The organism is Sphingopyxis granuli, assembly GCF_001559015.1.
Taxonomy (GTDB): Bacteria; Pseudomonadota; Alphaproteobacteria; order Sphingomonadales; family Sphingomonadaceae; genus Sphingopyxis; species Sphingopyxis granuli.
Genome location: NZ_CP012199.1, coordinates 1285875 through 1311382, shown reverse-complemented (window position 1 = coordinate 1311382; position 25508 = coordinate 1285875). Strand labels below are relative to the sequence as shown.

Genomic DNA, 25508 nt, shown 5'->3' with positions numbered 1-25508 from the left:
GTCCCCAAGAATAAGGCAGAAGGGGGGAGCGGGCCGGTGCAGCGCCCGCCCGCTCCCCCGATCGGGTCGCGTCGGATCAGGTCGTCGGGATCGCGGTGCAGGCACCGCTCGCCGACCCGAAGGAGGCCGTGGCCGAGTTGCACGTCCAGCCCTGGTACCAGGTGTCGCTGGCGTCGCGGACGGCGCCGACATAGGCCGTGGTGTCGAAGAAGGCGTTCAGCGTCCTGGCATCGAACGGCTTGTAGCCGGTCTCGGTCGCGCCGTTGACGAACAGGTCGGTCAGCGTCGGGACATAGGTCGTCCGGTTCTCCGCCCCCAGTTCGAAGATCGCCTTGACCTCCGCATCGGTGACGGCGGGGCTTCCGCCGCCGCGGAACGGCGTGCCGTTGCACTGCATCGAGACCGATTCGAAGCGCGGCGGACCGGCTTCGTCGAGCGCGGGATTGGCGGCCTGCGTCGTCGTCGTGCTGTCGATGCGCAGGCAGCGGAACCCCGGCGCGACGATCAGGCCGTTGACGAAATTATAGTCGGCCCCGCCGCGGATGCGGATCGCGGCGCCGTTCCCGGCGGCGTTGTTGCGGTGGATGAAGGTGAAGTTCGATATCGTCACGCGCTGGCGCGGCGACGCATTCTCGTTGCCGTCCGAATCGATCTCCATGATCGAATCGCCGATCGTGCCGCCGGCGCGCTGGACCGCGATCACATATTGGATGTTGCCCTGATAGCCGACATCGGTGTCGAGGCTGTCGTCCTCGGCGCCGGTGATGACGAGGTGCTTCATGTTCACAGTGCCGCCGAACACCTCGATACCGTCGTCGGAGCTGTTGTGGCTCTGGATATGGTCGAGCTGCGTGCCAGACCCCACGCCCGAGGGGGTCAGCGCCTGAAGCTCCTTGTCGGGCGCGAGGGTGAAGCCCGAATAGCGGATCTGGACATAGGACATGCGGCCCGAGCTGTCGGCCTTGTTCGACCCGCCGTAATGCGCGCCGCTGGCCCCCTCGGTCTCGCGGTAGCAGCTGTCGGTGCCCTCGACGACGCCCGGCCCCGGCGCGAAGCAGTCGGTGACCGGCGCGCGGCCCAGCAGCACGACGCCGCCCCACAGCTGCGAGGTGCTGTCGTCCGCCGAGCCGACGACGTTGCCGCGGCCGGTGAAGATGATCGGCTGGGTCGGGGTGCCGACCGCGTCGATCTTGTTGCCGCGGTTAACCGCGAGCCACGACACGCCGGTCGCGCCGAAGATGACGACGCCGGGGTCGATCGTCAGCGTGACGACCGTGTTGGTGCCCGACGGCCCCTCGTCCTTGCCGACATCGACGCGGCCCGGCAGCGAATAGATGACGCCCGGCACCTTGGGGATCGCGGTCGTCGCGTTGAAGCGCGCGGGGAAGCCGCAGTTGCGCCAGGTGCCCTGCGGGCCGCTGATCGTGCCGAGGTCACTGAGCTGGTCGCTGCCCGCGATGGCCGGGCAGTTCGCGGCCGGGGTGACGGTGCCCGGCGTCGGGGTCGGCGTGGGGGTGGGAGTCGGCGTGGGCGTCGGCGCCGGAATGACGATCGTGCCCTCGCCCGGCGAGGCGACGCCGTCGGCCCCGCAGGCGGCAAGGATGGAACAGGCCACGCCGCTGAGCATGACCAAACGAATGCGTGCGAATGCCGCCATGAAAATCTCCGTTCCCGGTGTGCGCCGCCTGGACGCTGCTGAAAAATCACCGGCGAACGAGGAGAGGCACCGCCGTCTCGCCCCCGGTGACGCCGCCACTAGGGTGATTCGATGACGGTCTGACGGTAGAGCGATGACAGAGGGATGACGCTTCGGAGTCGCTTCGATGACAGGCGCGCCCGCAGCGCGGCGAACGGCGCGCGCCGGGCGATGCGGGACGCGCGGAACAAAAGCGGCGAAGCTCGCTTGCATCCCCCCGCAAGCTTTGCTAGGCGCCCGCTCCTACCCGGTGCCGGACCCGTCCGGCCCAACATGATGTGCGGTCGTGGCGGAACTGGTAGACGCGCAACGTTGAGGTCGTTGTGGCCGAAAGGCCGTGGAAGTTCGAGTCTTCTCGACCGCACCATTTTTCCTTGAAAACAAGGATTTTTTAGGGGCCTTGGCACAATTTGGCACACGGAGAATTCCGTGAGCCGTTCAAAACGTGCGACGACTGACGCCACCGCGCGGGCCATTTTCTCTCTATTGGATGATGCGCGGGCGCCCTCTGCGCCCCGTCGATTGATCGCTGTTCACCATCGCCCATTCGCGCGCGACGGCAGGCAGCCACCGGGGCCGCCCAAGCGTCGCGAAGCGCGGCGGCAACCGATCGGGGCATTGCGATACCATCCGGCAGATCGTGCTTTCGGTGCAACCTGGAGCGTGATCATTTTTGATGGAATCGGCATCCCGGCGGAGGCCGGAATCTCGCCGGTGCGTCATGACGAGAGGGTGAGATCCCGGCCTTCGCCGGGATGACCAGACAAAGACGGCGGTGGTTCATTCCAACCCGAAGTGAGCGCGCTCGCGGCCGGGTCTTGATGCGGCGGGAAATGGCTGCGTTGCTTCCTTTCACCTTGCGCTTGCCGAAAGATGAGCCGCCGTTCGCCACTGATAAGGCGAGCGGCGGCCCAAGGCGTTCCCCCCAGTGGATTGGGGTGGGAGAGGACTCTAGAACCTCTTCGCGATGCTGAACCCGATGATGCGGGGGTCGAGCGTGAAGACGTTGGTGGTCAGGCCCGTATCGTCCGAGTTCAGGAAGGAGTCGGTGATCGGGGACTTGTTGAAGACATTCTTCACATAGGCCTCGAACGTCAGGTCTTCGGGACCATCGATGCGGAGCGACAGGTTGACGTTCGACCAGCCTTTCAGGCGATCATAGGGCGCCAGATTATAGACGCGCGCCCAGCTTTTCGCCTGCCAATAGGCGTCGCCGCGGATCGTGGCGCTCCAGTCCGGATCGAAGTCGATAGTATATTGGGCACCCAAATTGGCGGTCCAGCGCGGCGAGTTCGGCAGTTCGTTACCCCCGAGATCCGCCTTGAGACCGGCCCCGCCGTTCAGTTCGGGATAGTTGGTGTAGTCATAAGCCGTGCCGCCAAAAGCCGGGTCGCCGATGAACGGCGGAAAGAACCCGTTCACAGCCCCTCTCACCCCACCGCACATACCCCAATAGCCCTGCAGCCCCGGCTTGGTTCGAGCCCATTCAGCCGCGACGTGAGTTGGGACAACGCAGTTCGAAGGCAACTGCATCCATGGTTTGACCAGCGTATAGTCCGGATTTCCTTGGGTGCGGTTCATGATGTCGATCGAGGTCTCGCCCTTCCCGATCTTGGTGCGGAGATAGCCGACATTGGCATTGATCCGAAGGTTGCGTGTTGGCGCGAACACCGTCTCGAATTCCAGCCCCCAGACCTTGGCGTCAAAATTTTCGTTCACGGCGGTGCGGTCCCTGATCTGGGAGACCTGATAATCCTTATAGTCATAATAGAACGCCGTTGCATTCAAGGTCAGCGCTCCATTCAGCAGGCTGTTTTTGGCACCAATCTCGAAGGCGTTCACGAATTCAGGTTCAAACGTTGATTCGTATCCCACTCCTGTAAGGGTCAGCGCCGGAACCCAGCCGAAGCCGCGATAGAAATCGATATCGGATTGAGGCATGCCGTCGGCAATAGCGTTGGCGAGCCACTCCTCCTCGGTTGCGAAGTCCGGGCTCGGCGGATTGGCGCCGCCACCTTTGTAGCCGCGCGAATAGAAGGCATAGAGCATCGTATCGTCCGTGAAGCCCAATTCCGGCTTCCAGTCGAGGCCGATGCGTCCCGTCCACTCGCCCCATTTCTGCTTGATCGGCGGGCCTTCGGGGTATCCGGCCGAGACATTCCCACCTCCAAGCAAGGAGCGTGCCAGCAGAACTTGCGACGGAACCGGGGTAAACGTCTTGCGATCCTCAGTGTAGCGAAAGCCAGCCGTCAGTTTCAGGTCGTCACGAATATTCCAATAAGCCTCTCCAAACAGCGCGGTGGATTTAAGCTTATAGGGGTTCTTCGACCGAAAGTAATTGTGCCCATTTCCGTTGATGCTCTCAACCGGATTGGGGTCGACGTACACGCAGGCCGCATACGGATCACTGGGATCGACCGGCACTCCGAATGCTCGTGTGGAATAAGGGCACATGGCGGGGTTCCATGGAACACCAGTTCCAAATGCCGGATAAAATCCCCCGCTCCAAGCCAAAGCAGTAAGTACATTGTACATGACGTAATAATCATTTAATGTCTTAAACCTAGTATAATTAGCCCCAACACTAAAGTTTAACGGTCCGTCGAATGAGGACTGCAGTCTGAACTCCTGGTTGAATTGCTTTGACTTGGCCTGACTTATGTCAATTCCTGCAACCGTATCGGAACAGCCGATCTGAGGATCGCAGAATATTCCGCCAGGTATCAAATTACTGAACTCGCTGGGCTGTCCATCGAAGCGTGTCAATTTTGTCGAGTCTGTAAATACAGGCAGACTTGTAAAGCGATTATAATCCTGCAGCGAATAGACTTTATCGGAATTATACGCCGTCTGGGACGAGAATGTCAGTGCGGGCGTAATGTCCACGTCGAGGTTGAACTGGAAGAGATCGGCCTTCGCCCGATAGCGGGGATCACGAATCGAGTTGATTTCTCGCAAATTACGAGATTGCATGAGGCCGCCGTACGGATCGACAGGCTGAACCACCGAAGCAAGATTATTGAAGAACGAAGGGGCATTCGGGTCTACCCCAATACCCGTTCCCGAGTCCTTTAGCGCAACTGCTCCCAGAATGAAATTATATGACAGCCCATTGGGCGTGCCGAAGGCCGCGTCATCATAAAGACTGCCCGGCTTGCATCCCTGACCGAACAAGGCGCGCCGGATTTCCACGCCTGTAAACACGTTCACGTTGTCTGCCAGATCGACCCCGCCGACGTGCGTGGGCCCGTCGTCGCGGTGGCAAAGCTGCTTGCCGGTGCGCGAGCGGTTGTCGTCTTCGCTGAAGCGCTCCCAGATCAGGTTGGCGCGGAACCATGGTGCCGGTTCGAAGGCCACCGATGTTCGCAGCGACCAGAGATCGCGGCCGTTGATGCGGTTCTTGGTCGTCGCATTATAGTCATAGCCGCTGCGCTGGGTCATCGAACCCGCGACGCGAACCGCCAGCACGTCCTCGACCAGCGGGACGTTGAGCATCGCGAGCAGGCGGCGGCTGTTGTAATTGCCGACCTCGCCCTTGAGATTGCCCTCGAACGTGGAGAGCTTGGGCTTGGCCGTGATCAGGTTGACGACGCCGCCCGTCGCGTTGCGGCCGTAGAGCGTGCCCTGCGGTCCACGCAGCACCTCGACACGCTCCATGTCGAAGAATTCCTGCTCGAAGAAGCGGTTGTGGATGAGGGCGCTGTTGTTGAAGGCTACGGCAACGCCCGGATCGCTGGTCGCGGAGATCGACTTGGTGCCGACGCCGCGGATCGACAGGTTGTAGCCGGTGAAGTTCGACTTGCTGAATGTCAGGTTCGGCACGGCCCGCATGATGTCGGGGCCGCCCTCGATCTTCTGTTCTTCCAGGCTTTTCTGCGACAGCGCCGTGATGGCGATCGGAACGTCCTGAACCGCCTCCTTACGCTTCTGCGCCGTGACGATGATTTCCTCGGGGCGGTAGCCACTGTCATCGGCAGCGGGGGTCGCGGCAGCACGTGATGTTCGGATCAGAAACAGGCCGGAACGCCCGCGCTCCGCGACCAGCCCGGAACCGCGCAACAGAAGATCGAGCGCATCGCTCGCGGAATGGCTGCCTTTCAGCGCGGGCGCGGTCTTGCCGCGCGCGTCCTGCGAATTGAATACGACCTGCTGGCCCGACACGCGCGCGAACTCCTTGAGCGCGGAATCCAAGTCCTGCGCGGGAATGTCGAAGCTGTAAACCTGATCCTGCGCGTAGGCGGGCTGCGCGACCGCGACCGTCGCCAGCGAAACCGCCAGCGCGCCCAGCGCCAGCGAATGTGAATACCCCCGTCGTGCCATTGGCTTGCCCTCCCTGATGTTCGGCCCCGTTTCGAGCCGTCTTGGGGTAAAACGTGCGACCGGGGCGCAGGGATAGCGCGGGGGATCAATTTTTTCGGGCGGAATCCTGTTTTCGTCACCCCGGGCTTGATCCGGGACCCATGGCCCCGTGCTCTCCACCATGGGCAGCCCCCGTTGATTTCACGCGGAGGCGCGGAGGCGCGGAGAAGACGGCTCGGGCCGACAGGCCCCTTTTCCTATGGACGGTGCGACTGGCCGCACGATTGGAAGGGAAAGCCGCTGCGCGGCGAATGCAGCCTCTCCGCGCCTCCGCGTCTCCGCGCGAAGCAAAAACGCCACGCCCGAAGGAGAGGGCAGACCATGGACCCCGGATCAAGTCCGGGGTGACGAAGAGGGCGGATGGTGAAGGGAGCGCCGGGACGTGAGTCAGGGCACAGTTTTCAGCGTGATCTGACCGGCCGCATATTCAGCGCGCACGGGGTTCATGCGGGTCACGCCCTCGACAAAGGCCGCCGTGTCGCCCGCCGTGAACACGCCGTTGACCCGGACCCCCGCAACCTTCGCATCGCCCAGCACCAGCTTGCGGTCGGAATAGCGATTCATCCGGGCCGCCGCGAGCGCCAGCGGCTCGTCCCCGAAACTCAACTGCCCGGTTTCCCATGAAGCGGATCGTTCGGGATCGAAGGAAACCAGCGTCGGCTTCGCGCGCGCGCCGATCGGAGCGATCATCTCCTGCCCCGGCTCCATTTGCAGTTCCTTTCGGGCGTGGGCGGGGTCGCCCCGGTCCAGCACCGATACCCGCCCGTGATAGAGCAGGACGCGCAGTTCCTTGCCGATCATCTCGACACTGAACGAGGTGCCGGTCGCCACGACCATCTTGTCGCCCACGACCACGGTGAAGGGACGCAGCGGGTCTTTCGCGACATCGAACCGCGCGCGACCGCGAACCAGGGTCAGCTCGCGCTGCTTGTCGGTCATATCGACCTCGACCAGGCTGTCGGCGTCGAGAGACAGCTTGGACCGATCGTCCAGAAGCGCGACGCGGCGTTCGCCCACGTCGGTCTGATAGGGACGGGCAGAATGGCCCAGCATGAAGAGCGACGTCACCGCCAGCAGCAGCGCCGCCGCGATCCCGCCCGCCCACCAGGACCGGGCGCCCCCAAACCGCGTACCCGGACGCCGCGCCCAGCGGCGGCGGTGGACGGTGCGATAGCTTTCCAGCGCGGCGCTCCGCATCCCGATCGCCTCGGGAAGATGAGCGGCGCTGTCGGCCGTTTCCCAGGTGCGAACGACGGCCTGAAAGGCGGCGGCGTTGCGATCATCCTGCATCCAGCGATCGAAGGCTTCGCGTTCGCCGGGGGGCAACTCCCCTTCGGCAAGGCTGATGCACCAAAGCGCCGCTTCCTCGTGCCGATCGGGCTGGTTATCGTTCTGCACGGCCTTCATTGCGCGCCCTGCATCTGTCTGGTCAACAGCGCGGTTGCCTTGGCAATCTGCTGCTTCACGGCGCTCGTCGAGATGCCGAAGGTCGCGGCGATGTCGTCCTGACTCAGATGTTCGAGCCGATAGAGGATGAACATGGTGCGGGTGCGCTCCGGCAAAGTGGCGAGGGCGGAAAGAAACACCGCCATCTCTTGATGGCTGGCGGCGATGATGTGGGGATCGACCACGTCGAGGTTGCGATCCGGTTCGGCAAGCACGGCATCGTGATGACGCTGGCGGACGACGAGCTTGCGGACGCGATCGACCAGCAGATTCTGCGCGATGCGAAAGACATAGACATCGGGCTGATCGGTCGTTCCTTTCCCGACCAGCAGCCTTGCGAACACCTCCTGCGTCAAATCCTCCGCCTCGGCATGGCTTTGGACGCGGCGCAGGAAAAAGGCCATCAACGCCGGACGCCAGCGTTGATCCAGTCGCTTGCTGGATTGACCCTCCTCTTCGGGCGGCACACTCTCGTCCCTTCGTCGTCCTGATTAGAAGAACGTATGACGCGCCCGCAGGTCTAGGAGAATCTTCGCGAGAGGCCAGAAAATCGCTTCGACGGTTCCATTAGGCATCCAGACGCGCGGCAAGATCGGACGCTTTGGGCTTGTAACAGACCTGGAGCATCGCGAGCGATTTGTGGCCGGTGATCGCGGCCAGTTCCAGCACGTTCGACAGCTTCTCCTTCAGTGCTTCTGTCGGTTGCGGCGGTGATTGTCATCGTGGTGCTGCGCCGTCTGCTTCGCGGCATCAGGACGACGCTGAAGCAGGCGCTGGGCGATGCGCCGCATGATGCTGCCTGAGCGTCAGGGTGCGAGGAGTTCCTTGAGCGGGGTCCGGGTGTCGGCGAGCTGCCCGGGGGTTGCCAGCAGCCCTGCGGTGACGATCATGCGGCCCTGGACATAGTCCTTCGTCGCATTGACGCAGTCGATCGCGATCACCCTGCCCTGCTTCAGATAGACGACCGAGAAGCTGCGCGTCGCGGGGTCGCCGCGCAGCACCGCCCGGTCGTGCCCGGTCGACAGGCCCGCGGTCTGGAGCTTGAGGTCGTACTGGTTCGACCAGAACCACGGGATCGCATGATAAGGCGCCGCGTCGCCGCAAATGCCCCTGGCGACGACATTGGCCTGGTCATTGGCGTTCTGCACCGATTCGAGCCGGATCACCGCGCCCTCGGCAAAGGGGTTTTCGTGCGCCGCGCAGTCGCCGATCGCATAGATGTCGGGAAGGCTCGTCTTGCAATGGCGGTCGACGAGCACGCCGTTACCGCCCTCGGCGCCCGCCGCGAGCAGCGGTTCCACCGCCGGGACGATGCCGATGCCGACGATGACGAGGTCGGCGGGGATGACCTCGCCGTCCGACAGGCGAACGCCGGTGACATGCGCCTCGCCCTCGATCGCCTCGACGCAGACGCCGAGCCGGAGGTCCACCCCATGCTCGCGATGCTCCTTTTCGTAGAAGCGCGACAGCGCCTCGCCCGCGACACGCGCGAGCACCCGGTCCTGCGCTTCGAGCAGCACGACCTGCTTGCCCGCCCTGGTCAGCACCGCCGCCGCCTCGAGCCCGATATAGCCGCCGCCGATCACCACGATCTGCCTCGCCGTCTCCGACGCCGCCTTCATCGCATCGGCATCGGCGCGGGTGCGCACCCCCTGCACTCCCGGCAGGTCGCCGCCCGGGATCGGCAGCATGCGCGGCGCGCCCCCCGCCGCCCAGACGAGCTTGCCATAGCCGATCGTCTCGCCGCCGTCGGTCGTGACGGTGTGCACCGCCGGGTCGACCGAGACGACGCGCTTGCCGAGCAGCATCGTCACGTCGCGCTCGTCCCAATATCGGGCGGGGCGGAGCTGGATGCGCTCGAAGTCCTTCTCGCCCGCGAAATACTCCTTCGACAAAGGCGGGCGCTCATAGGGAAGCTCCGGCTCGTCGCCGACAATCGCAACGCTCCCCGCAAACTTCTGCGTCCGCAGCATCACCGCAACCTGCGCACCACCGTGACCGCCGCCCACAATCAAGACCTCAAAATGCATCGATAACGCTCGCTCAATCGGATATGTGATCCGAAATGTCAGGCGCCGGCACGTCGAAGCTCACGATGATCTTGGCATGTTTCTCAGGATCCGCGAGCGCATCGAAACCGGCTGCAACCCCTTCGGGCGGCACGATTCCGGTCAGGACGGGTGTCACGTCGATCCGACCCTCGGCGATATTGTCGAGCGTGGAGCGGAATTCGCCCGAGGTGTAATTCTGCGCAAAGCAGATATCGATTTCCTTGTTGAAGGCGATCACCTGATCGATCGAACTCGGTTCCAGGACGTTGCCGACGACGACGACAAATCCGTTACGCGGCAACTCTTCGATGATATGCTGTACGACGCCCGGCCTGCCGACACATTCGAACGCAACCGCGCGCTGCTTCCTGTTGCCGATCCGCGCCCAGACGGACGCTTGCGTCTCGTCAGCAGCATCGACAACGATGTCCGCCCCCATCGCCTCCGCGAAGCGGCGCCGGGCCGGTGAAAAGTCGATGGCGACCACCGGACCCAGCCCGCGAGCCTTGAGCGCCGCGATCACGGCAAGACCGATGGGGCCGCAGCCGACGACCATGATACGGGCATCTTCGGGGACGCGCGCACGCGCGACGGCATGTTCGCCGATCGCGAAGGGTTCGGTCAGCGCGGCGTGATCGGCCGACAGTCCGTTGCCGACGGGAAACAGCAGACGTTCCGTCAATACCATCCGCTCTGCAAACCCGCCGGGGAAGCGGTTGGAATAGCCGACATATTCCGCGCCGGCAGGTCCGGTTATATAGGGCAGGCCGACCACCAGCGTCCCCGGCGCGAGCCGCTGGTCCGTGTTCGGACCGTGATCCAGTATCTCCCCGCAAAACTCATGCCCGAACACGACATCCGCCCTGGGATCGGTCGGCAGGTGAGAGCCCGAGCGCGTCATCCCGTCCAGGAAATTGGCCAGATGATGGCGTGCGTGCAGATCGGTGCCGCAGATCCCGCAGGTGCGGGTCCGCACGAGCACCTGACCTTCACCCGGAGCCGGTTCGGGTTGCTCGGCGACGATGAGTTCGCCGTTTCGGAGGACGACCGCGCGCATCAGCCTTTTCCCGCTGCGGCATAGTGACAATTTGCGATCATAATATGCCTTCCAGTTTCTCGATCGTGACGGGCGTGGCGAGGCATGGGCCAATGAGCCGCGCTCGCGCGCGGATCGTCTCGCGCTTGCCATGCGCCGCGGCGGCATCCGCGGACGCATAGAGTTCGAGCATGCGGTAGCGGCCGCCCTCGGCGTCGCGCGTCAGGCAATAGAGCAAGGTGTCGGGCTCGTTCGCCCGGACGTCCGCAATCATCGCTTCGATAATCGATCGGAACTCCGCGTCCTTGTCGGGCAGGATATCGAGCGTGACGATCGTCGCGACCTGCGCCATCAGGCCTCCCCCACCAGCGCACGCGCCTCCGCTTCCAGCCGCGGGATGTGATAGGCGGGAAACAGGTCCGTCGACGGCACGACGTCGCGCAGGATCTGCCGCGCGACCGTGACCTTGTGCACTTCCGTCGGTCCGTCGGCGAGCCCGAGGACATAGGACATGGCGATCTGGTCCATGAAGGGCATTTCATGGCTCACGCCGAGCGAGCCGTGCAAATGCAGCGCCCGGCTCGCGACGTCGTGCAGCACGCGCGGCATTGCCGCTTTCACGGCGGCGATATCCTTCCGCACCATCCGATAGTCCTGATACTTGTCGATCAGCCACGCGGTGCGCAGGACGAGCAGGCGGAACTGCTCGAGTTCGGTCCAGCTATCGGCGATCTTTTCCTGCACGGTCTGTTTTTCGGCGAGCAGACCGTCGCGCGTCTGCCGCGACACGACACGTTCGCACATCATTTCGAACGCCTTGCGCGCCTCGCCGAGCGTCCGCATCGCATGATGGATCCGGCCTCCGCCCAGCCGCGTCTGCGCGACCGCAAACGCCTGTCCGCGCTTCCCGAGCATGTTCCCGGCCGGAACCCTGACGCCATTGAAGCGCAGATAGGCGTGCATCGGAACCTTCTCGCCGACATGGCCGACGTCGCGGACGATCTCCAGGCCGGGCGTTCCGGCAGGGATGATGAACATCGACATCCGCTCGTGGCGCGGTGCGTCGGGATCGGTGACCGCCATGACGATGAAGAAGGCGGCGCAGCTTGCGTTCGAGGCGAACCATTTTTCGCCGTCGATTACCCATTCACCGTCCGTTTCGACCGCTTTCGTCGTGAACAGCGTCGGATCGGCGCCCCCCTGCGGCTCGGTGATCGAGAAGCAGGAGACGATCTCATTCTCGAGAAGCGGTTTCAGGAAGCGGTCCTTCTGCTCGGGCGTGCCGTAATGCGCGAGGATTTCCGCGTTGCCGGTGTCCGGAGCCTGGCATCCGAAGACCACCGATCCGAATTTCGACCGACCCAATATCTCGTTCATCAGCGCGAGCTTGACCTGCCCGAAACCCTTGCCGCCGAGTTCGGGCCCCAGGTGGCAGGCCCACAGTCCACGATCCCTCACCTGCTGTTGCAGCGGACGGACCAACCTGATGTTTCGGGGGTTGGTCACATCATAGGGATTGTCGAGCACATGGTCGAGCGGCTCCACCTTTTCGCGCACGAACGCCGCCATCCAGTCGAGTTCCGCCTGAAAATCAGGATCGGTTTCAAAGTCCCAGCCCAAATTTGCCTCCATGTTACATATATAAGTAAGTAAATATTTCGTGAGTTTCGCCCTTCGGCGGCCTTTGCTCAATCGATAGTGGAAAGCGGAGGGTTACCCGCGATCAGTTTCGACGCGCGTTCGAAAAGGAAAACCGCCTGCGCATGAAGGCGATCGCCGATCGCAGGATCGGCTTTGCCCGCAAACGACCGCGCATGCGTTCCCTCGACCAATATTCCGAGCCGGAAGCATCCGAGCACCGCGTACCAGCGGATGTGCGACAGATCGCGTGGACTGTTGCGTTCATAATGCTCGACCAGTTCCTGGGCCGTTGGAAAACCGATCCACGGATGCGCGCCGACCGTGCCCGGAACCGGGCCTTCGGCACCGGGCCAGGTCGCCACCACCCAGCCGAGATCGACCAGCGGATCCCCGATGCTCGCGAGTTCCCAATCGACGATGGCCGCCAGTTCGGGGCCATCGGGGCGAAACATGACGTTGGAGAGATGATAGTCGCCATGCACGATGCCAGGCGTAAAACCCTGGGGCTTGTGGGCCGAGAGCCAGTCGGCGACCGCCTGGACGCCCGGCAGACCGCTCGCACCCGGCCATCCTTCATACTGCCGATAGTCGTCGAGTTGCTTCAGCCAGCGCGGCACCTGGCGATCGAGATAGCCGTCGATCCGACCGATATCGCCGAGGCCCACCGCAAAGGGATCGATACGGCCGAGCGCCACGATGCCGTCGACGAGCGCGAAGCCCATCGCGCGCTGGATGCGCGCGCTTTCGGCATGAAGGGGCGGCAGACGGTCATGCGCGTTGAAGCCGTCGATCCGCTTCATCACGAAAAAGGATGCGCCCAGCACGTCGTGATCGGGACAATCGGCGACGATCGGCGGGTGCGGAACATCGCTGCCGCGCAACGCGGTCAGAAAGCGCGCCTCGCGCCGGATCGTGGCATTTCCGTCATATTGGGGAAACAACGGCGGTCGGCGAAGAACATAACGCTCGCCCTCGCGATCGAACGCCAGCAGGATATTCTGGGTTCCCCCCGCCAGAGGCACGACATTTTCCAGCGGCCCCGACCCGACGCCGGCATCGTCGAGCCATTGTTCCAGACGCGCAAGATCCACCAGACGGTTCGCGTCCCGATCGGCTCCGGCATGGCTGAGAAAAGAGTCCGACATCATCTGCTACGTCCTTGCCGTCGCCGCCTGGTCGGCGCGTTGCCGATATTCGTCGCGAAGCAGGCGCTTGTAGAGTTTTCCGGTAGGCTGGCGCGGCAGTTCGTCCCGAAAATCGATCTGCCGCGGCACCTTGAGCCCGCTGAGGCTCGCGCGGCAAAACAGCTTCAGTTCCTCAGCGAGCGCTTCGCCGCTGTCGGCGGGGTCGAGCGGCTGCACCACCGCGACCACGCGCTCCCCCATATCTTCGTCGGGTGCGCCGATCACCGCTGCATCCGCCACCTTCGGGTGCGTGACGAGCAGATTCTCGATCTCCTGCGGATAGATGTTCACGCCCCCTGAAATGATGGTGAAACTTTTGCGGTCGGTCAGGAAAAGATAGCCGTCTTCGTCGAGCCGCCCGATGTCGCCGAGCGTCTTCCAGCCCAGCCTGTTGCGGCTTGCCGCCGTTTTTTCCGGATCGAGATGATATTCGAAATCATTGCCGCCCGCGAAGTAGACAAGTCCTTCTTTGCCTGCTGGCAGTGGTTCGCCTTCATCGTTGCAGATATGGACCTCGCAGAGCCGCGCGCGGCCGACCGAGCCTTTCTTCACAAGCCATTCCTCGGTCGACAAATGGGTCGTTCCACAGGATTCGGTGCCGCCATAATATTCGTGGATGATCGGCCCCCACCACGCGATCATCGCTTCCTTGACCGGGACCGGGCAGGGCGCCGCGGCGTGAATCGCCGTGACCATCGACGACATGTCGTATCGCGCCCGAACAGCTTCCGGCAGCTTCAGCATCCGCGAGAAATGGGTCGGCACCCATTGCGAATGCGTCACGCGATAGCGGTCGATCAATTCGAGCGCCCGCTCCTCGTCGAAACGCTCCATCAGGATCACCGTGCCGCCCAGACGATGGACGATCGTCGACCAGGACAGCGGCGCGGCATGATAGAGCGGGGCCGGCGACAGATAGACCATGTCGCGCGAACCGCCGTAGAGCGTGAGCATCAATTCGACGAGATAATTGGGCTCGTCGATCGGGCCGGTCGGCAAGGGATGCTTGACGCCCTTCGGCTGCCCCGTCGTTCCCGACGAATAGAGCATCAGCGCGCCCGGCGATTCGTCGGCCACCGGCTCCGAAGGCATCGCCGCGACGGCATCTTCCCACGACCGAAAAGGCGACTCGATCCCGCCGGCCATATAGAGCGCGACGTCCGCCAGCCGATCGGCCAGCAGAAGCGCGACCGTCTTCAGCGCCGCGGACGTGACCAGAAGCTTTGCCCCGGCATTGCGAACGATATATTCGGCCTCGCCCGCCGTCAGCCTGGTCGAAATCCCGGTAAGATAGAGACCCGCACGCTGCGCCGCCCAGAAGATGGGATAATAATGCACGCTGTTTTCCATCAGCAGCGCGACATTGTCGCCGCGGCGAAGGCCGTGGCGGCGGAACAGATGCGCTGCACGGTTGGCCGCCGCTTCCAGTTCGGCATAGCTCACCGCCTCGCCCGAACCGGCCATGATATAGGCGGGCTTGTCGGGCGTCGCGCGGGCATGAACGAACGGATGCATGTCAGCCCAACTCCCCGATCATCGGCACAGGCAGGAAACGCGCGCCGCAGATCAGGACGGCCCCATCCTCGACCGGCAGCCCACGGCTTCGCGCACGCTCGATCGCGAGCCCCGGCTCGCGCATCGCAAGGGCGGTATAGGCGATACCCCGTCCATGCCGGTCGGTCGGGGTCACGAAACGAATCTCGGCACCGCGCAGCAACTCGATCCGCGGCGGCCCATCGCGGAGCGGCGCCGCGAGGACATGCGACCAGCGGCCCGCCGTGTCGACGGGATCGGCCGACTGGATCGCGACGGCGGCGATACCCTGAACGTCCGCGGTGCGCGCCGCAGGCCAGTTCGCGCCGCCCGCCGGATACCAGTGGCTATCGGCATCGCGCCAGTCCGGAGCGATCGGCGTGGAATCGATCGACGCCAATATGCCCCCGAACTCGCGCGGATGGATATGCGAACATTGGTGGTCCTCGACATCCATGACATCGACGATCTCGACCCCCGCCGCCTGAAGACGCGCGCGATGCGCCAGCGCGTCGGCCGCCTGCACGATGACCATATAGCCGCCATCTTCACCGCGTTTCGCCAGATAGCGGCCGGCCGAGGTGTTCGACTGAACGGGCTGGACCACCTCGATGAAATCGGAGCCCGCCGGCATCACGATATTCTTGAGACCATAGTGGATGATTTCGGGGTCCCGGAAGGCGATTTTCAGTCCGAACACGGCTTCGAAATCGTCCGCCACCGGCTCGAGATCGGTCGACGCGAAGGCGACCTGTCGCAGCCGATAGTCCGCGCGGCCATTGTCGGCGACCGGCGTCATCGTCCCTGAAACCTGCCGGGGCGCTTTTCGGCAAAGGCGGCGAAAGCCTCCACCCTGTCTTCGCTGTCGAACAGTTCCAGATGGCGCTCCGTCTCCAGCGCGACATAATCCGCGAAATCCATTCTCTCGGCGGCGAGATAATTGGCCTTCAATCCCCGGAGCGCCAGCGGCGCCATTCCGCAGAGCCGTGCAAGGAGAGCTTCGACTTCGGCCTCGAAAACTTCGTCGGGGAAGAGCCTGGCCAGCAGTCCGATCGCATGGGCCTCTGCGGCGTCGAACTTGCGCGGCAGAAAGGACAGGTCGCGCGCGCGCGCCGCGCCGATCAGTCGGGGAAGCGACCAGGGAACACCCATGTCGCCCGCAACCCCGACATCGAGGAACGCCGTGTTGAATCGAGCGCTGCGGTCGGCGACGCGAATATCGCACGCACACGCATATCCGAACCCCGCCCCGGCGCAGCCGCCCCGGATCGCGGCGACCGTGACGGCGGGCATTTCATGGAGCAGAATGCTCGATCGGAAATCTTCGGGCCTGGCATCGTCATGCCCCGCCTGAACATCGGGATCGCCATGATAAGCCTTCACATCGGCACCTGGACAGAAATCCTTGCCGTTGCCGCGGATCAGCAAAACCCGGATCGAAGCGTCCCGCGATGTCCGTTCGACCGCGTCGGCGAATTCGGCGGAGGTTTCGTCGGTCAGGCTGTTGCGGGCATGGGGCCGATTGAATTGTATCTGCGCGACCGCGTCCCGGCGATCGAAGAGGATCGTGCGATAATCGCTCATGGCAACCGCACCTCCAGCACCCCGAAACGCGGCTCGCGACGTTCGACGAAACTGCGCGCGCCCTCTTCGGCGTCGGAATGGGCGAGTGCTTCGTTCATCTGCCATTCGCACTCGATCGAGGCCTCGCGCAGGGCGGCCGACCAATGGGCATAAACCTGCCGCTTGATGACCGCCATCGCGCGCGGAGATACGCTGGCGGCGAGTTCCTCCACATAAGCCGCAACATCGTCGAGCAGCGCTTCGGGGTTGGAGATACGATCGGCGAGCCCGATCGCCAGCGCTTCGCGAGCGCCCACCTTGCGCGAGCTCCACAGCAGGTCGAGCGCGCGGCTGGTGCCGATCTGGCGAGGCAATATCCAGCTCATCGCATGTTCGGCGATCAGGCCGCGCCGCGAAAAGATCGTCGCCAGATAGGCATCGTCGGCGACGATGCGCATGTCGCACATCATGGCGAGTACGAAACCGCCACCGGCTGCAACGCCGTTGACCGCCGCGATTACCGGCTTGGGAACGCGCAGCAGGAAACTGAACAGCGCCGGAAGGTCGCCATCGCGGACATGGTCGCGGCCCTCGCTCTCGCGCCCCTCGGTCACGCTCTGTTCGAGGAGGCTCACGTCGATTCCGGCGCAGAAAGCACGCCCCGTTCCGGTGACGACGATCGCGGTAACCGCGCTGTCCCGTACCGCCTCGTCGATCCGATCCCGAAAGGCCGCCAGCATGTCGTAGGTGAAGGCATTCAGCTTGTCGGGCCGGTTCAGGCGGACAATCGCCACCCTGCCCTTCACCTCATAACGGATATCGTCGCTCACGCTCCGCCCCCGCCGGCCTTGCGCAGGACGATCGTCTGCGGATTGGTATATTCGAGCATGCCGTCGATGCCATTTTCGACCCCCATGCCCGACTGCTTATGTCCGCCGAAGGAAGCGAAGGGCGTCACATGGAGCGCCTCGTTGATCCAGACCGTCCCGGTCTCGAGCCGCCCTGCAATGGCGAGCGCGGCTTGCTCGTCCTGCGACCAGACCGATCCCGCCAGACCATAGTCCGACGCATTGGCACGCGCGACGGCTTCGTCGACCGAGTCGAATTTCATCAGCGGCAGAACGGGACCGAACTGCTCTTCCGCGACGATCCGGGCGTCATCCGGCGGATTGTCGACGAAGGTGATCGGAACGAAGTAGCCGGGCCCGTCGGGCACTTCGCCCGCCGTGCGCAGCGCATAGCCTTGTTGCCGGGCGTCTTCTATCAGATCGACGACCCGCCGATATTGCAGCCGGTTCTGGATCGGCCCGAGGTCGACGCCCTGATGCGCGCCGTTCCCGACCTTCACCGTCGCGGCATAGGCGGTCAGGGCGTCGAGCAGTTCGTCATAGATATCCGCATGGATATAGACGCGCTTGGTCGCGATGCAGATTTGCCCGGCGTTGAAGAAAGCCGCCCAGAACAGCTTCTCGGCGGTGTCGCGGACATCGACATCGGGCAGGACGATCGCGGCATCGTTGCCGCCAAGCTCAAGCGTCACACGTTTCAGCGTGGCGGCCGCCGACGCCATCACCTTGCGGCCTGTCTGGGTCGAGCCCGTAAAGCTGATCTTGTCGATACCCGGATGCGCGGTCATCCACGGGCCCAGTTCGTCCTGCCCCGTCACGATGTTGAGCACGCCCGGCGGCAGTACCGCCTGCAACGCCTCGCCGATGCGAAGCGTCGTCAGCGGCGTGAAGGGCGACGGTTTCAGCACCATCGTGTTCCCGGCGACCAGTGCCGGTGCGACCTTCCACATCGCCAGCGCGATCGGGAAGTTCCACGGTGCGATTCCGCCGACTACGCCGATCGGCACGAAATGCGTTTCGGACCGTCGTTCCGCGTCATCCTCGTTGACGATCACCGGCGGCGACAGCGTCGATACCGCTTCGCACCAACGCGCGCCGTCGAGCAGATCGGCCTCCGCGGCCGCGTGCGGCTTGCCCTGTTCGGCCGTGAGGAGATATTTCAGGTCGCCCGCCAGCTCGCGGATCACCTCGCCGATCCTCGCCACCAGCCGCTGCCGTTCGGCAAGCGGCGTCGCCCGCCAAGCCGGAAATGCCCCCCGCGCCGCCTCGACCGCTGCGTCGAGTTGAGCGCGGCTGCAATCGGGTGCGCGGCCGACGACCTCCTCGGTCGCCGGATTGAGGACATCGAACCATGCGGTGCCGGCGACCGGGCGGCCGCCGATGGTCATGGCGAAAGCGCCTGGTTCAGTCATGGGCTGCCCCCTTGCCGTGATCGGGAATGAGGACCGCCTTGATGCAGCGCCCCGCATGCTGGTCTTCGATCGCGCGGTTGATGTCCGCCAGCGGATAGGTCGTCACCAGCCGGTCGTATGGAAAGCGCCCGGCCTTGTAGTGCGCGATCAGTTCGGGAATGAAGACGTCGGGATCGCTGTCGCCTTCGATGATGCCCTGGACATGATGGCCTGCCAGGATGAAGCTGTTGACGTCCAGTGTGATCGTCGTGTCCGCCGCCTGCGCCGAGACCATGCCAAAATGACCGCGCACGGCGAGCGATGCCAGCACGGCGGCGAACGAGTCCGGCCGGCCGGTGGTATCGAAGGCATAATCGACCCCATCGGGAAGGATATCCCGTACCGCAGCCGCCACGTCGTTGCCGATCGGATCGATCGCATGCGTCGCACCGAGTTCGAGCGCGAGGTCGCGGCGCGCGGCATGCGGCTCGACCACGATGATCGTGCCGCACCGCTGCACCGCGCCACCCATCACCGCCGCCAGCCCCACCGATCCCCCGCCGACGACGAGCAGCGACGAGCCCGCAGGGCAGGCAAGCGAACGCATCACGCCCCCCGCCCCGGTCTGGATACCGCAGCCGAGCGGCCCCAGCAGTTCAAGCGGAACCTCGTCGTCGTCGATACGCACGACATTGCTTTCATAAGCGAGCGCATATTCGGCGAAGGAGGATTGGCCGAAGAAGTTGGACGAGATCGGCTGACCGTCGAGCCGCACCGCCTTGCTGCCGTCGGGACGCGCGCCGCTCATGTTGAGACCGCCGAAATGCTGGCAATAACTCGGCATGTGATCGGCGCAGCTGCGGCACGCCCCGCACGAACGGAAGCTGAGGGCGACGCGGTCGCCGGGCCCCACTTTCGTCACGGCGGACCCGACCTTGACCACTTCGCCCGCGCCCTCGTGCCCCAGCACCGCGGGCGATCCGACCGGGATGAACTGGTCGCGGGCGATGAGGTCGGTGTGGCACAGGCCGACGCCCGCAATGCGGACGAGGATCTCGTCGGCGCGCGGTTCGTCCAGTTCGACCTCGCTCCAGCCGAATTCGGCAACATCCTCACGCGCGATCGCAGCCTTGCACTTCATCGGTCATACCTCTTCATGATTGCGGCACCTGCCTCGATCTGGGCCGGTCACCGGAATTTTGTCGAGAAGGAAATGCCGAAGGTGCGCGGCATTCCGGTGAAGCGGATATAGCTGTCCTGTTCGCTGTCGGTGTTGGTCCAATAATATTTGTCGAGCAGATTCTTGCCCCACAGCGACACCTTCCAGTCGCTGTCGTTGCCGAAGAGGAAAATCGACGCATCGACCAGCGCGCGCGCGTTGATCGCGAGCAACGGATTCGATTCGAGTTGCCCCTTCGAACCCGACTGATAGTTCACGCCGACCGAGAAGCCCGCGCCCAGCGCATCGGATACGGGCGTCTCATAGTCGACCGAGGCCGTACCCATCCATTTGGGCGAGAGCTGGAAGGCTTCGCCGTCGAAATTGGCGGGTGTTCCGGCCAGCGTGAAGGCCGTGAAATCCTTGACCTCGGTATGCAGATAGTTGCCCGAGAGGCGGAAGGTCAGTCCTTCGGCCACCCGCCCGGTCAGATCGGCTTCGAAGCCATAGACGACCGATTTCGGGATATTGACCAGCCGCTGCAAGGTCCCGAACACCGGGTCGAAGACACGCGCCGAAAGCTGCTTGTCGCGATAGTCGTAATAATAGCCGGCCATGTTGAGCTGCAGCTTGCGATCGGCGAGCGAAAGCTTGGTGCCGACTTCATAGGCGAGCACCTCTTCCTGCTTCGCGGGAAGCAATTGCTGCTCGACATTGGCGGAGCTGAACGGGAACGCCCCCGCCTTGTAGCCGCGCGAGAAAGACGCGTAGAACAGGGTGCCCGGCTGCGGCGTCCAGTTGAGCGTGCCCTTGAAGGAGAAATTATCCTCGTTCAGCGGAATGGTGACCAGTCCCGACGATCCGCTGAAATCATCCTTGTAGGTCAGGCATTGGTCCGGCTGCAGATTGACATTGGTCCCCGTGATCGCTGCAAGCGCGGTGTTCCAGATGGGCGCCGTATTGCCCATGAAATCGGCCGAGCATCCCTCGAACCGCTGCTTTTCCTTCGTGTAGCGCGCGCCGACGATCAGCTTGAACTGGTCGCTCAGTTCCAGATCGACATTGCCGAAGACGCCGAAGGTCTTGTCGCGGATCGCGATGAGCGCCCGATAGGCACGGAAACCGTCCGCGATCTCGTCGGGCGTATAGCTGCTGGGCACGCTGGCGGCCACGGAGCGCAGCAAGCCGATGATCGACATGTCGGTGTCGAACCCGACCAGCTCGTCCTGGACCTTGTCCACGCCATAATAGGCGCCGACGAGCCAGGTCGCGGGGCCGTCCTGTCCGGTGATCCGGAACTCCTGCGAGAAGGAATTGATCTTGCCGATGGCATAGCGGCCGGCCGTTTCGAGCTGGGTGCCGCCCTTGTCGGTCATCTGCTCGCGATCGACATGGTTGAAGCCAGTCAAAGAGATGAACTGGTGATTGTCGTCGAGATCGAATTCGGCGCGGCCCGACACGGCCTGGAAATTCGCGCTGACGCGGTAAGGCGGGCGCTCATATCCGTTGGCAAACGGGCCGGGATAGTCGAGCGGCGTCCAGTCGGCAGCGCGGTTCGACTTGCCCGTGATGACGGACGCCGACCCCAGCGGGTTGCCGAACGCGGGCTGCTGCGGGTCATAGGCGATCGCCTGCGGGGCTTGCGTATCCGATCGGTCGCGCCAGAAGCTGCCGGTCAGCGTGAGCTTCACGCCACCCCCGTTCCACGCCAGAATCGCTCGTCCCGCCTGCTGCGCGGCCTTGCCGAGTTCATCGTCGCGGGTGACGCTGCGCTGCCATTCATCGGCCCGGCCATTGACGCGAAGCGCCAAGCGCGCGCTCAGCCCCTCGGCAAGCGGCCCGGTGACATAGGCGGTCGCGTCATAGGCCAGGAAATTGCCCGCCTCGACCGCCACGCCCGCTTCGAACGTGTCGCTCGGCTTCGCCGGCACGAAATTGACGAGCCCACCCGTCGTGTTGCGGCCATAGAGCGTTCCCTGCGGCCCCTTCAGAACCTCGACCCGCTCCATGTCGAAGAGGATATTGGTGCTCATGTAGGGATAGGCGTAGGCGACCACGTCGACATAGATGCCGACCGGCGACGTCGCCGACATGGAGTCGGTGTTGAAGCCGATACCGCGGATCGTATAGATCGGCGTGCCGCCCGCCGACTTGGCCTCGGTGAAACCGGGGACCACGCGCGTCAGGTCCGCGACATCGCGGATATTCATGTCGCGCAACTGATCACCCGACAGCGCCGTGATCGAAATGGGAACCTTGTTGACCGACTCCTCGCGGCGCTGCGCCGTCACGATGATTTCGCCGACGCCCGGCGCACCGCCCGACGCGCTTTCCTTCTGCGCCGCCGCGTCCTGCGCGTGGGCGGCATCCCCGGCTGACATCGCCGCGATGGCGACCAACGATACGGCGGCGGCCCTGGACCATCCCGAAAAACGCGTGTTCATCACCCAACCCTCCCATTTGCCTTATCGCATCGATATCCCGACTCGGGTTCGACATTAATAACTTACTCGTGTATGTAAAAATGATTGTCAAGACAACTTGAGTCGAGTTAGGCAAAATGCCAGACAGGATGAAGCAAGCTCACTTGCACGGGCAAAGCATGGGGATTTTGACGGGATGGCCGATCTGGCAATGAAGAAAACGACGCGCGCCACGCGCGCAAAAGGAACGCAAAGCTCGCCCGAAGCCCTGCTCGACGCGCTGCACTCGCTGATGATCGAACGCCGCGGGCTCGATGTGGCGATCGCCGACATCTCCGAGCGCTCCGGCCTCAATACGGGACTCGTGCGCTATTATTTCAAAAGCAAGAACGGCATGCTCGTCGCGCTGCTGGACCGCATCGTGAACCTGCCGATCCGTAACCTGCGGGCGCTGATCGACGCGCCGATTACGCCATGGGAAAAGCTCAAGCGGCATCTGAGCGGCCTGATCAACACCCATTACCGCTATCCCTACATGAACGAGCTGGTCGCCTATCTGATCAACGGGACCGACGAAGAGATCGCGAAACACGTCTACACCAGCAGCGTCGAACCACTGCTGATCGCCCAGCGCGCGATCATCCAGCAAGGCGTCGAATCGGGCGAGTTTCGCGACGTCGACCCGACATTCAGCTATTTCACGCTCACGGGCGCTTGCGACTATATGTTCACGGCTTCCTATGTGCATCGCCTGGGCCTCCACGCCTCCGAAGTGAGCGACGAAATGCGCCAGCGCTACACCGAACATGTCCTGAATTTCGTGCGCGCCGGGCTGCAGACCGACGTCGCCGGATAGCAATCCGGAAACCTCGCTTAAAATCTGCGGAAACTTCGCATAGCCTATTGTTACTTACACGTGTAAGGTGTAAAGGATAGGCGGCGCCGCAAAAGAGATTCGCCATGACGGAACGAGGCGGCGCCAATCGTCACGACAGGAAAAGGAGTTGGGAGATGTCGGCGCAAAATCTGGTCACGCAGCCCCAAGAGCAAGGCAATGCGCCGCAATTGCCGGCAGACATGGCGAGTCGGCTGACCGACCCCGCCGTCTGGGCGGACGAGGCGGGCTTGCACGAGCTGCTGGCGACGATCCGCGCGCAATATCCGCTCGCCATTGCGGACGTCCCCGGTTTTCGTCCCTTCTGGGTCGTCTCCAAATATCAGGACATCATGGAGATCAGCCGGCAGAACAGCCTTTTTCACAGCGGCGACCTGTCCGCCGTCCTGATGCCCGAAGAGGAGTATCAAAAGCTCGCTGGAGGCGGCGAAGACGCCGAGAAGGTCCACCGTAGCATCGTCTATATGGACCCGCCCGAACACGGCCGGTATCGGATGCTCACCCAGGCATGGTTCCAGCCGGGCAGCGTCAGAAAGCGCGAAGAAGAGATTCGCGCCATCGCGAAAAAGACCGTCGAACGCATGCGGGCCGCCGGCGGGACATGCGATTTCGTCTCCGACATCGCCGTGCATTATCCGCTCGAGGTGATCATGAACATCCTCGGCATCCCGGACGAGCATTATTCCCGCGTGCTTCGTCTTACGCAGGAGGTCTTCTCGGTCGCCGATGAGGAACTGGGACGCGAAGGCGACGATACTTTCTCCCTCGGCTCGGACAATGTCTTCCGGGATTTCAATGCCTTCCTTCGCCCCTTCCACGAGGATCGCAAAGTCAATCCGCGCGACGACGTCCTGTCGATCATCGCCAATGCCCAGATCGATGGACAGCCGGTCCCCGAGATCGAGGCCCTGAGCTATTACGTCACGGTGGCGACGGCCGGCCACGACACCACCTCGTCGACTTCGGCCACCGCGCTCTGGGCCCTGTCGCGGTCGCCCGAGCTGTTCCGCGAACTCAAGGAAGATCCGTCGCGCATTCCGGCGCTGATCGACGAAGCGTTGCGATGGACGACGCCGGTCCGCCATTTCATGCGCAGCGCCACCGAGGATTATGAATTGCGCGGACAGCTGATCCGCAAGGGCGACTGGCTGATGCTCTGCTATCCTTCGGGCAATCGGGACGAGGAGATCTTCGAAAATCCGCAGCAGTTCCAGCCCGACCGGTCGCCGAACAAGCATGTCGCCTTCGGCTATGGTGCCCACGTCTGCCTCGGCCAGCATCTGGCAAAGCTGGAAATCCGCATCCTGCTCGAAGAACTGCTTGCGAATCTCGACGCGATCGAGCCCGCCGGCCCCCCCAAATATACCAAAGCCATTTTCGTGGGCGGCCTGAAATCATTGCCGATCCGCTACCAGACGGCCTGACCGGCCCTCCGCGCAAGGCGATTGCCTTTTTCCGACATGCGAGACGGGAGTGACTTTCGGACATGAACGCTACATTTGATTTCACCGGCAAGGTGGTCGTCGTGACGGGCGGCAGTCGCGGGCTCGGCCTCGCGATGGTAGAGGGATTCGCCAAGGCGGGCGCGACGGTGGCGATCGCGAGCCGCAAGCTCGACGCCTGCGAAGAGGTCGCCCGATCGATCCGGGATCGCGGAGGAAAAGCCTCGGCTCACCAGATGCATGCCGGACGCTGGGAAGACTGCGACCGCCTGTTCGAAGAGGTGAAGCGCGAATGGGGCGGGGCCGACATATTGATCAACAACGCCGGCATGTCGCCGATCGCGCCTTCCTCGGTCGAGACGAGCGAAGAGCTGTTCGACAAGATCATATCGGTCAACATGAAAGGCCCCTTTCGACTTTGCAGCCTGTTCGGGGCGGACATGGTCGGGCGCGGCGGGGGGTGCATCATCAACATCTCGTCGACCGGTTCGCTGCGTCCCGAGTTCGGCGCCGCACCTTATGATGCCGCAAAATCGGGCGTTAATATCTTCACGACCACCTTCGCGCAGGAATATGGCCCCACAGTGCGCGTCAACGCCATTGCGCCCGGTCCGTTTCACACCGACGTGAGCAAGGCCTGGTCGCGTTCCGAAGCCTTTACCCGCCACGCGAAAAAGTCGATCCCGCTCGGCCGCGCGGGCGATCCGCCCGAGATCGTCGGCGCCGCGCTCTACCTCGCCAGCGATATCGCCACCTACACCAGCGGCGCGATGATCGTCGTCGATGGCGGCCAGTCGGTGGGCATGATGCCCGGTGCATTCTCCGACTGATCTTTCGCCAG

Annotated in this window: 19 protein-coding genes and 1 tRNA gene; 4 read left to right on the top strand and 16 right to left on the bottom strand. The window is 63.5% G+C overall.

From position 1 onward, the window contains the following. Nucleotides 1–76: 76 nt before the first annotated feature. The gene (locus tag SGRAN_RS06055; protein ID WP_067181623.1) at nucleotides 77–1657 is read right to left on the bottom strand and encodes a hypothetical protein; all 1581 of its coding nucleotides are present in this window, start codon (nucleotides 1655–1657) and stop codon (nucleotides 77–79) included. A 319-nt stretch (nucleotides 1658–1976) separates the two neighbouring features. Here SGRAN_RS06055 and SGRAN_RS06050 point away from each other — a divergent pair. Beyond that, nucleotides 1977–2063, top strand: a tRNA-Leu gene (locus SGRAN_RS06050). 584 nt (nucleotides 2064–2647) lie between these two features. Here SGRAN_RS06050 and SGRAN_RS06040 read toward each other — a convergent pair. The 15 genes from SGRAN_RS06040 to SGRAN_RS05970 form a co-directional block, all read right to left on the bottom strand. After that, on the bottom strand, nucleotides 2648–6178 hold the full coding sequence (locus SGRAN_RS06040) for a TonB-dependent receptor domain-containing protein (protein WP_237233836.1): 3531 nt from the start codon (nucleotides 6176–6178) through the stop codon (nucleotides 2648–2650). Nucleotides 6179–6442: 264 nt separating this feature from the next. After that, nucleotides 6443–7453: a FecR family protein gene (locus SGRAN_RS06035; protein WP_172709625.1), complete on the bottom strand. Its 1011-nt coding sequence runs from the start codon at nucleotides 7451–7453 to the stop codon at nucleotides 6443–6445. 5 nt (nucleotides 7454–7458) lie between these two features. After that, entirely contained in the window at nucleotides 7459–7968 is a 510-nt protein-coding gene (locus SGRAN_RS06030; protein WP_404950399.1) for an RNA polymerase sigma factor, read from the bottom strand. Nucleotides 7969–8307: 339 nt separating this feature from the next. Next, on the bottom strand, nucleotides 8308–9531 hold the full coding sequence (locus tag SGRAN_RS06025; RefSeq protein WP_067181616.1) for an NAD(P)/FAD-dependent oxidoreductase: 1224 nt from the start codon (nucleotides 9529–9531) through the stop codon (nucleotides 8308–8310). 13 nt (nucleotides 9532–9544) lie between these two features. Next, complete coding sequence (locus SGRAN_RS06020; RefSeq protein ID WP_067181613.1) at nucleotides 9545–10609, bottom strand: zinc-binding dehydrogenase; 1065 nt, start codon at nucleotides 10607–10609, stop codon at nucleotides 9545–9547. 37 nt (nucleotides 10610–10646) lie between these two features. Then, the gene (locus SGRAN_RS06015) at nucleotides 10647–10940 is read right to left on the bottom strand and encodes a putative quinol monooxygenase (RefSeq protein ID WP_067181610.1); all 294 of its coding nucleotides are present in this window, start codon (nucleotides 10938–10940) and stop codon (nucleotides 10647–10649) included. Beyond that, nucleotides 10940–12280 (bottom strand): acyl-CoA dehydrogenase family protein, encoded by a 1341-nt coding sequence (locus SGRAN_RS06010; protein WP_237233825.1) that lies wholly within the window; start codon nucleotides 12278–12280, stop codon nucleotides 10940–10942. The genes SGRAN_RS06015 and SGRAN_RS06010 overlap by 1 nt, the downstream gene beginning before the upstream one ends. After that, complete coding sequence (locus SGRAN_RS06005) at nucleotides 12277–13377, bottom strand: phosphotransferase family protein (protein ID WP_237233814.1); 1101 nt, start codon at nucleotides 13375–13377, stop codon at nucleotides 12277–12279. Before SGRAN_RS06005 ends, SGRAN_RS06010 begins: the two co-directional genes overlap by 4 nt. 3 nt (nucleotides 13378–13380) lie before the next feature. After that, nucleotides 13381–14928 carry an acyl-CoA synthetase gene (locus SGRAN_RS06000; RefSeq protein WP_067181604.1) on the bottom strand — a complete coding sequence of 516 codons (1548 nt, stop codon included), beginning with the start codon at nucleotides 14926–14928 and terminating at the stop codon, nucleotides 13381–13383. 1 nt (nucleotide 14929) lies between these two features. Next, the gene (locus SGRAN_RS05995; protein ID WP_067181601.1) at nucleotides 14930–15745 is read right to left on the bottom strand and encodes a VOC family protein; all 816 of its coding nucleotides are present in this window, start codon (nucleotides 15743–15745) and stop codon (nucleotides 14930–14932) included. Beyond that, nucleotides 15742–16530, bottom strand: a complete 789-nt coding sequence (locus SGRAN_RS05990; RefSeq protein ID WP_067181599.1) for an enoyl-CoA hydratase/isomerase family protein — start codon at nucleotides 16528–16530, stop codon at nucleotides 15742–15744. Before SGRAN_RS05990 ends, SGRAN_RS05995 begins: the two co-directional genes overlap by 4 nt. Continuing rightward, nucleotides 16527–17339 carry an enoyl-CoA hydratase-related protein gene (locus tag SGRAN_RS05985; RefSeq protein ID WP_067181596.1) on the bottom strand — a complete coding sequence of 271 codons (813 nt, stop codon included), beginning with the start codon at nucleotides 17337–17339 and terminating at the stop codon, nucleotides 16527–16529. Before SGRAN_RS05985 ends, SGRAN_RS05990 begins: the two co-directional genes overlap by 4 nt. Further along, complete coding sequence (locus tag SGRAN_RS05980; protein ID WP_067181594.1) at nucleotides 17336–18769, bottom strand: aldehyde dehydrogenase family protein; 1434 nt, start codon at nucleotides 18767–18769, stop codon at nucleotides 17336–17338. Before SGRAN_RS05980 ends, SGRAN_RS05985 begins: the two co-directional genes overlap by 4 nt. After that, complete coding sequence (locus SGRAN_RS05975; protein WP_067181591.1) at nucleotides 18762–19889, bottom strand: NAD(P)-dependent alcohol dehydrogenase; 1128 nt, start codon at nucleotides 19887–19889, stop codon at nucleotides 18762–18764. The genes SGRAN_RS05980 and SGRAN_RS05975 overlap by 8 nt, the downstream gene beginning before the upstream one ends. 47 nt (nucleotides 19890–19936) lie before the next feature. Continuing rightward, complete coding sequence (locus SGRAN_RS05970) at nucleotides 19937–22351, bottom strand: TonB-dependent receptor (RefSeq protein ID WP_067181589.1); 2415 nt, start codon at nucleotides 22349–22351, stop codon at nucleotides 19937–19939. Between the two features lie 175 nt (nucleotides 22352–22526). On the opposite strand from SGRAN_RS05970, the gene SGRAN_RS05965 reads away from it, so the two are divergent. From SGRAN_RS05965 to SGRAN_RS05955, 3 genes are all read left to right on the top strand, one after another. Further along, nucleotides 22527–23186 (top strand): TetR family transcriptional regulator, encoded by a 660-nt coding sequence (locus SGRAN_RS05965; protein ID WP_067181586.1) that lies wholly within the window; start codon nucleotides 22527–22529, stop codon nucleotides 23184–23186. A 104-nt stretch (nucleotides 23187–23290) separates the two neighbouring features. Then, the gene (locus SGRAN_RS05960) at nucleotides 23291–24649 is read left to right on the top strand and encodes a cytochrome P450 (protein ID WP_237233811.1); all 1359 of its coding nucleotides are present in this window, start codon (nucleotides 23291–23293) and stop codon (nucleotides 24647–24649) included. Nucleotides 24650–24711: 62 nt separating this feature from the next. Beyond that, on the top strand, nucleotides 24712–25497 hold the full coding sequence (locus SGRAN_RS05955; protein ID WP_067181584.1) for an SDR family NAD(P)-dependent oxidoreductase: 786 nt from the start codon (nucleotides 24712–24714) through the stop codon (nucleotides 25495–25497). Nucleotides 25498–25508 lie beyond the last annotated feature (11 nt).

Excerpts from the sequence above, each read along its gene's own strand:
- SGRAN_RS06055 (WP_067181623.1), bottom strand. The coding sequence starts at position 1,657 with ATGGCGGCATTCGCACGCATTCGTTTGGTCATGCTCAGCGGCGTGGCC.
- SGRAN_RS06040 (WP_237233836.1), bottom strand. The coding sequence starts at position 6,178 with ATGGTGGAGAGCACGGGGCCATGGGTCCCGGATCAAGCCCGGGGTGAC.
- SGRAN_RS06025 (WP_067181616.1), bottom strand. The coding sequence starts at position 9,531 with ATGCATTTTGAGGTCTTGATTGTGGGCGGCGGTCACGGTGGTGCGCAG.
- SGRAN_RS06020 (WP_067181613.1), bottom strand. The coding sequence starts at position 10,609 with ATGCGCGCGGTCGTCCTCCGAAACGGCGAACTCATCGTCGCCGAGCAA.
- SGRAN_RS06015 (WP_067181610.1), bottom strand. The coding sequence starts at position 10,940 with ATGGCGCAGGTCGCGACGATCGTCACGCTCGATATCCTGCCCGACAAG.
- SGRAN_RS06005 (WP_237233814.1), bottom strand. The coding sequence starts at position 13,377 with ATGATGTCGGACTCTTTTCTCAGCCATGCCGGAGCCGATCGGGACGCG.
- SGRAN_RS06000 (WP_067181604.1), bottom strand. The coding sequence starts at position 14,928 with ATGCATCCGTTCGTTCATGCCCGCGCGACGCCCGACAAGCCCGCCTAT.
- SGRAN_RS05995 (WP_067181601.1), bottom strand. The coding sequence starts at position 15,745 with ATGACGCCGGTCGCCGACAATGGCCGCGCGGACTATCGGCTGCGACAG.
- SGRAN_RS05990 (WP_067181599.1), bottom strand. The coding sequence starts at position 16,530 with ATGAGCGATTATCGCACGATCCTCTTCGATCGCCGGGACGCGGTCGCG.
- SGRAN_RS05980 (WP_067181594.1), bottom strand. The coding sequence starts at position 18,769 with ATGACTGAACCAGGCGCTTTCGCCATGACCATCGGCGGCCGCCCGGTC.
- SGRAN_RS05975 (WP_067181591.1), bottom strand. The coding sequence starts at position 19,889 with ATGAAGTGCAAGGCTGCGATCGCGCGTGAGGATGTTGCCGAATTCGGC.
- SGRAN_RS05970 (WP_067181589.1), bottom strand. The coding sequence starts at position 22,351 with ATGAACACGCGTTTTTCGGGATGGTCCAGGGCCGCCGCCGTATCGTTG.
- SGRAN_RS05965 (WP_067181586.1), top strand. The coding sequence starts at position 22,527 with ATGGCCGATCTGGCAATGAAGAAAACGACGCGCGCCACGCGCGCAAAA.
- SGRAN_RS05960 (WP_237233811.1), top strand. The coding sequence starts at position 23,291 with ATGACGGAACGAGGCGGCGCCAATCGTCACGACAGGAAAAGGAGTTGG.
- SGRAN_RS05955 (WP_067181584.1), top strand. The coding sequence starts at position 24,712 with ATGAACGCTACATTTGATTTCACCGGCAAGGTGGTCGTCGTGACGGGC.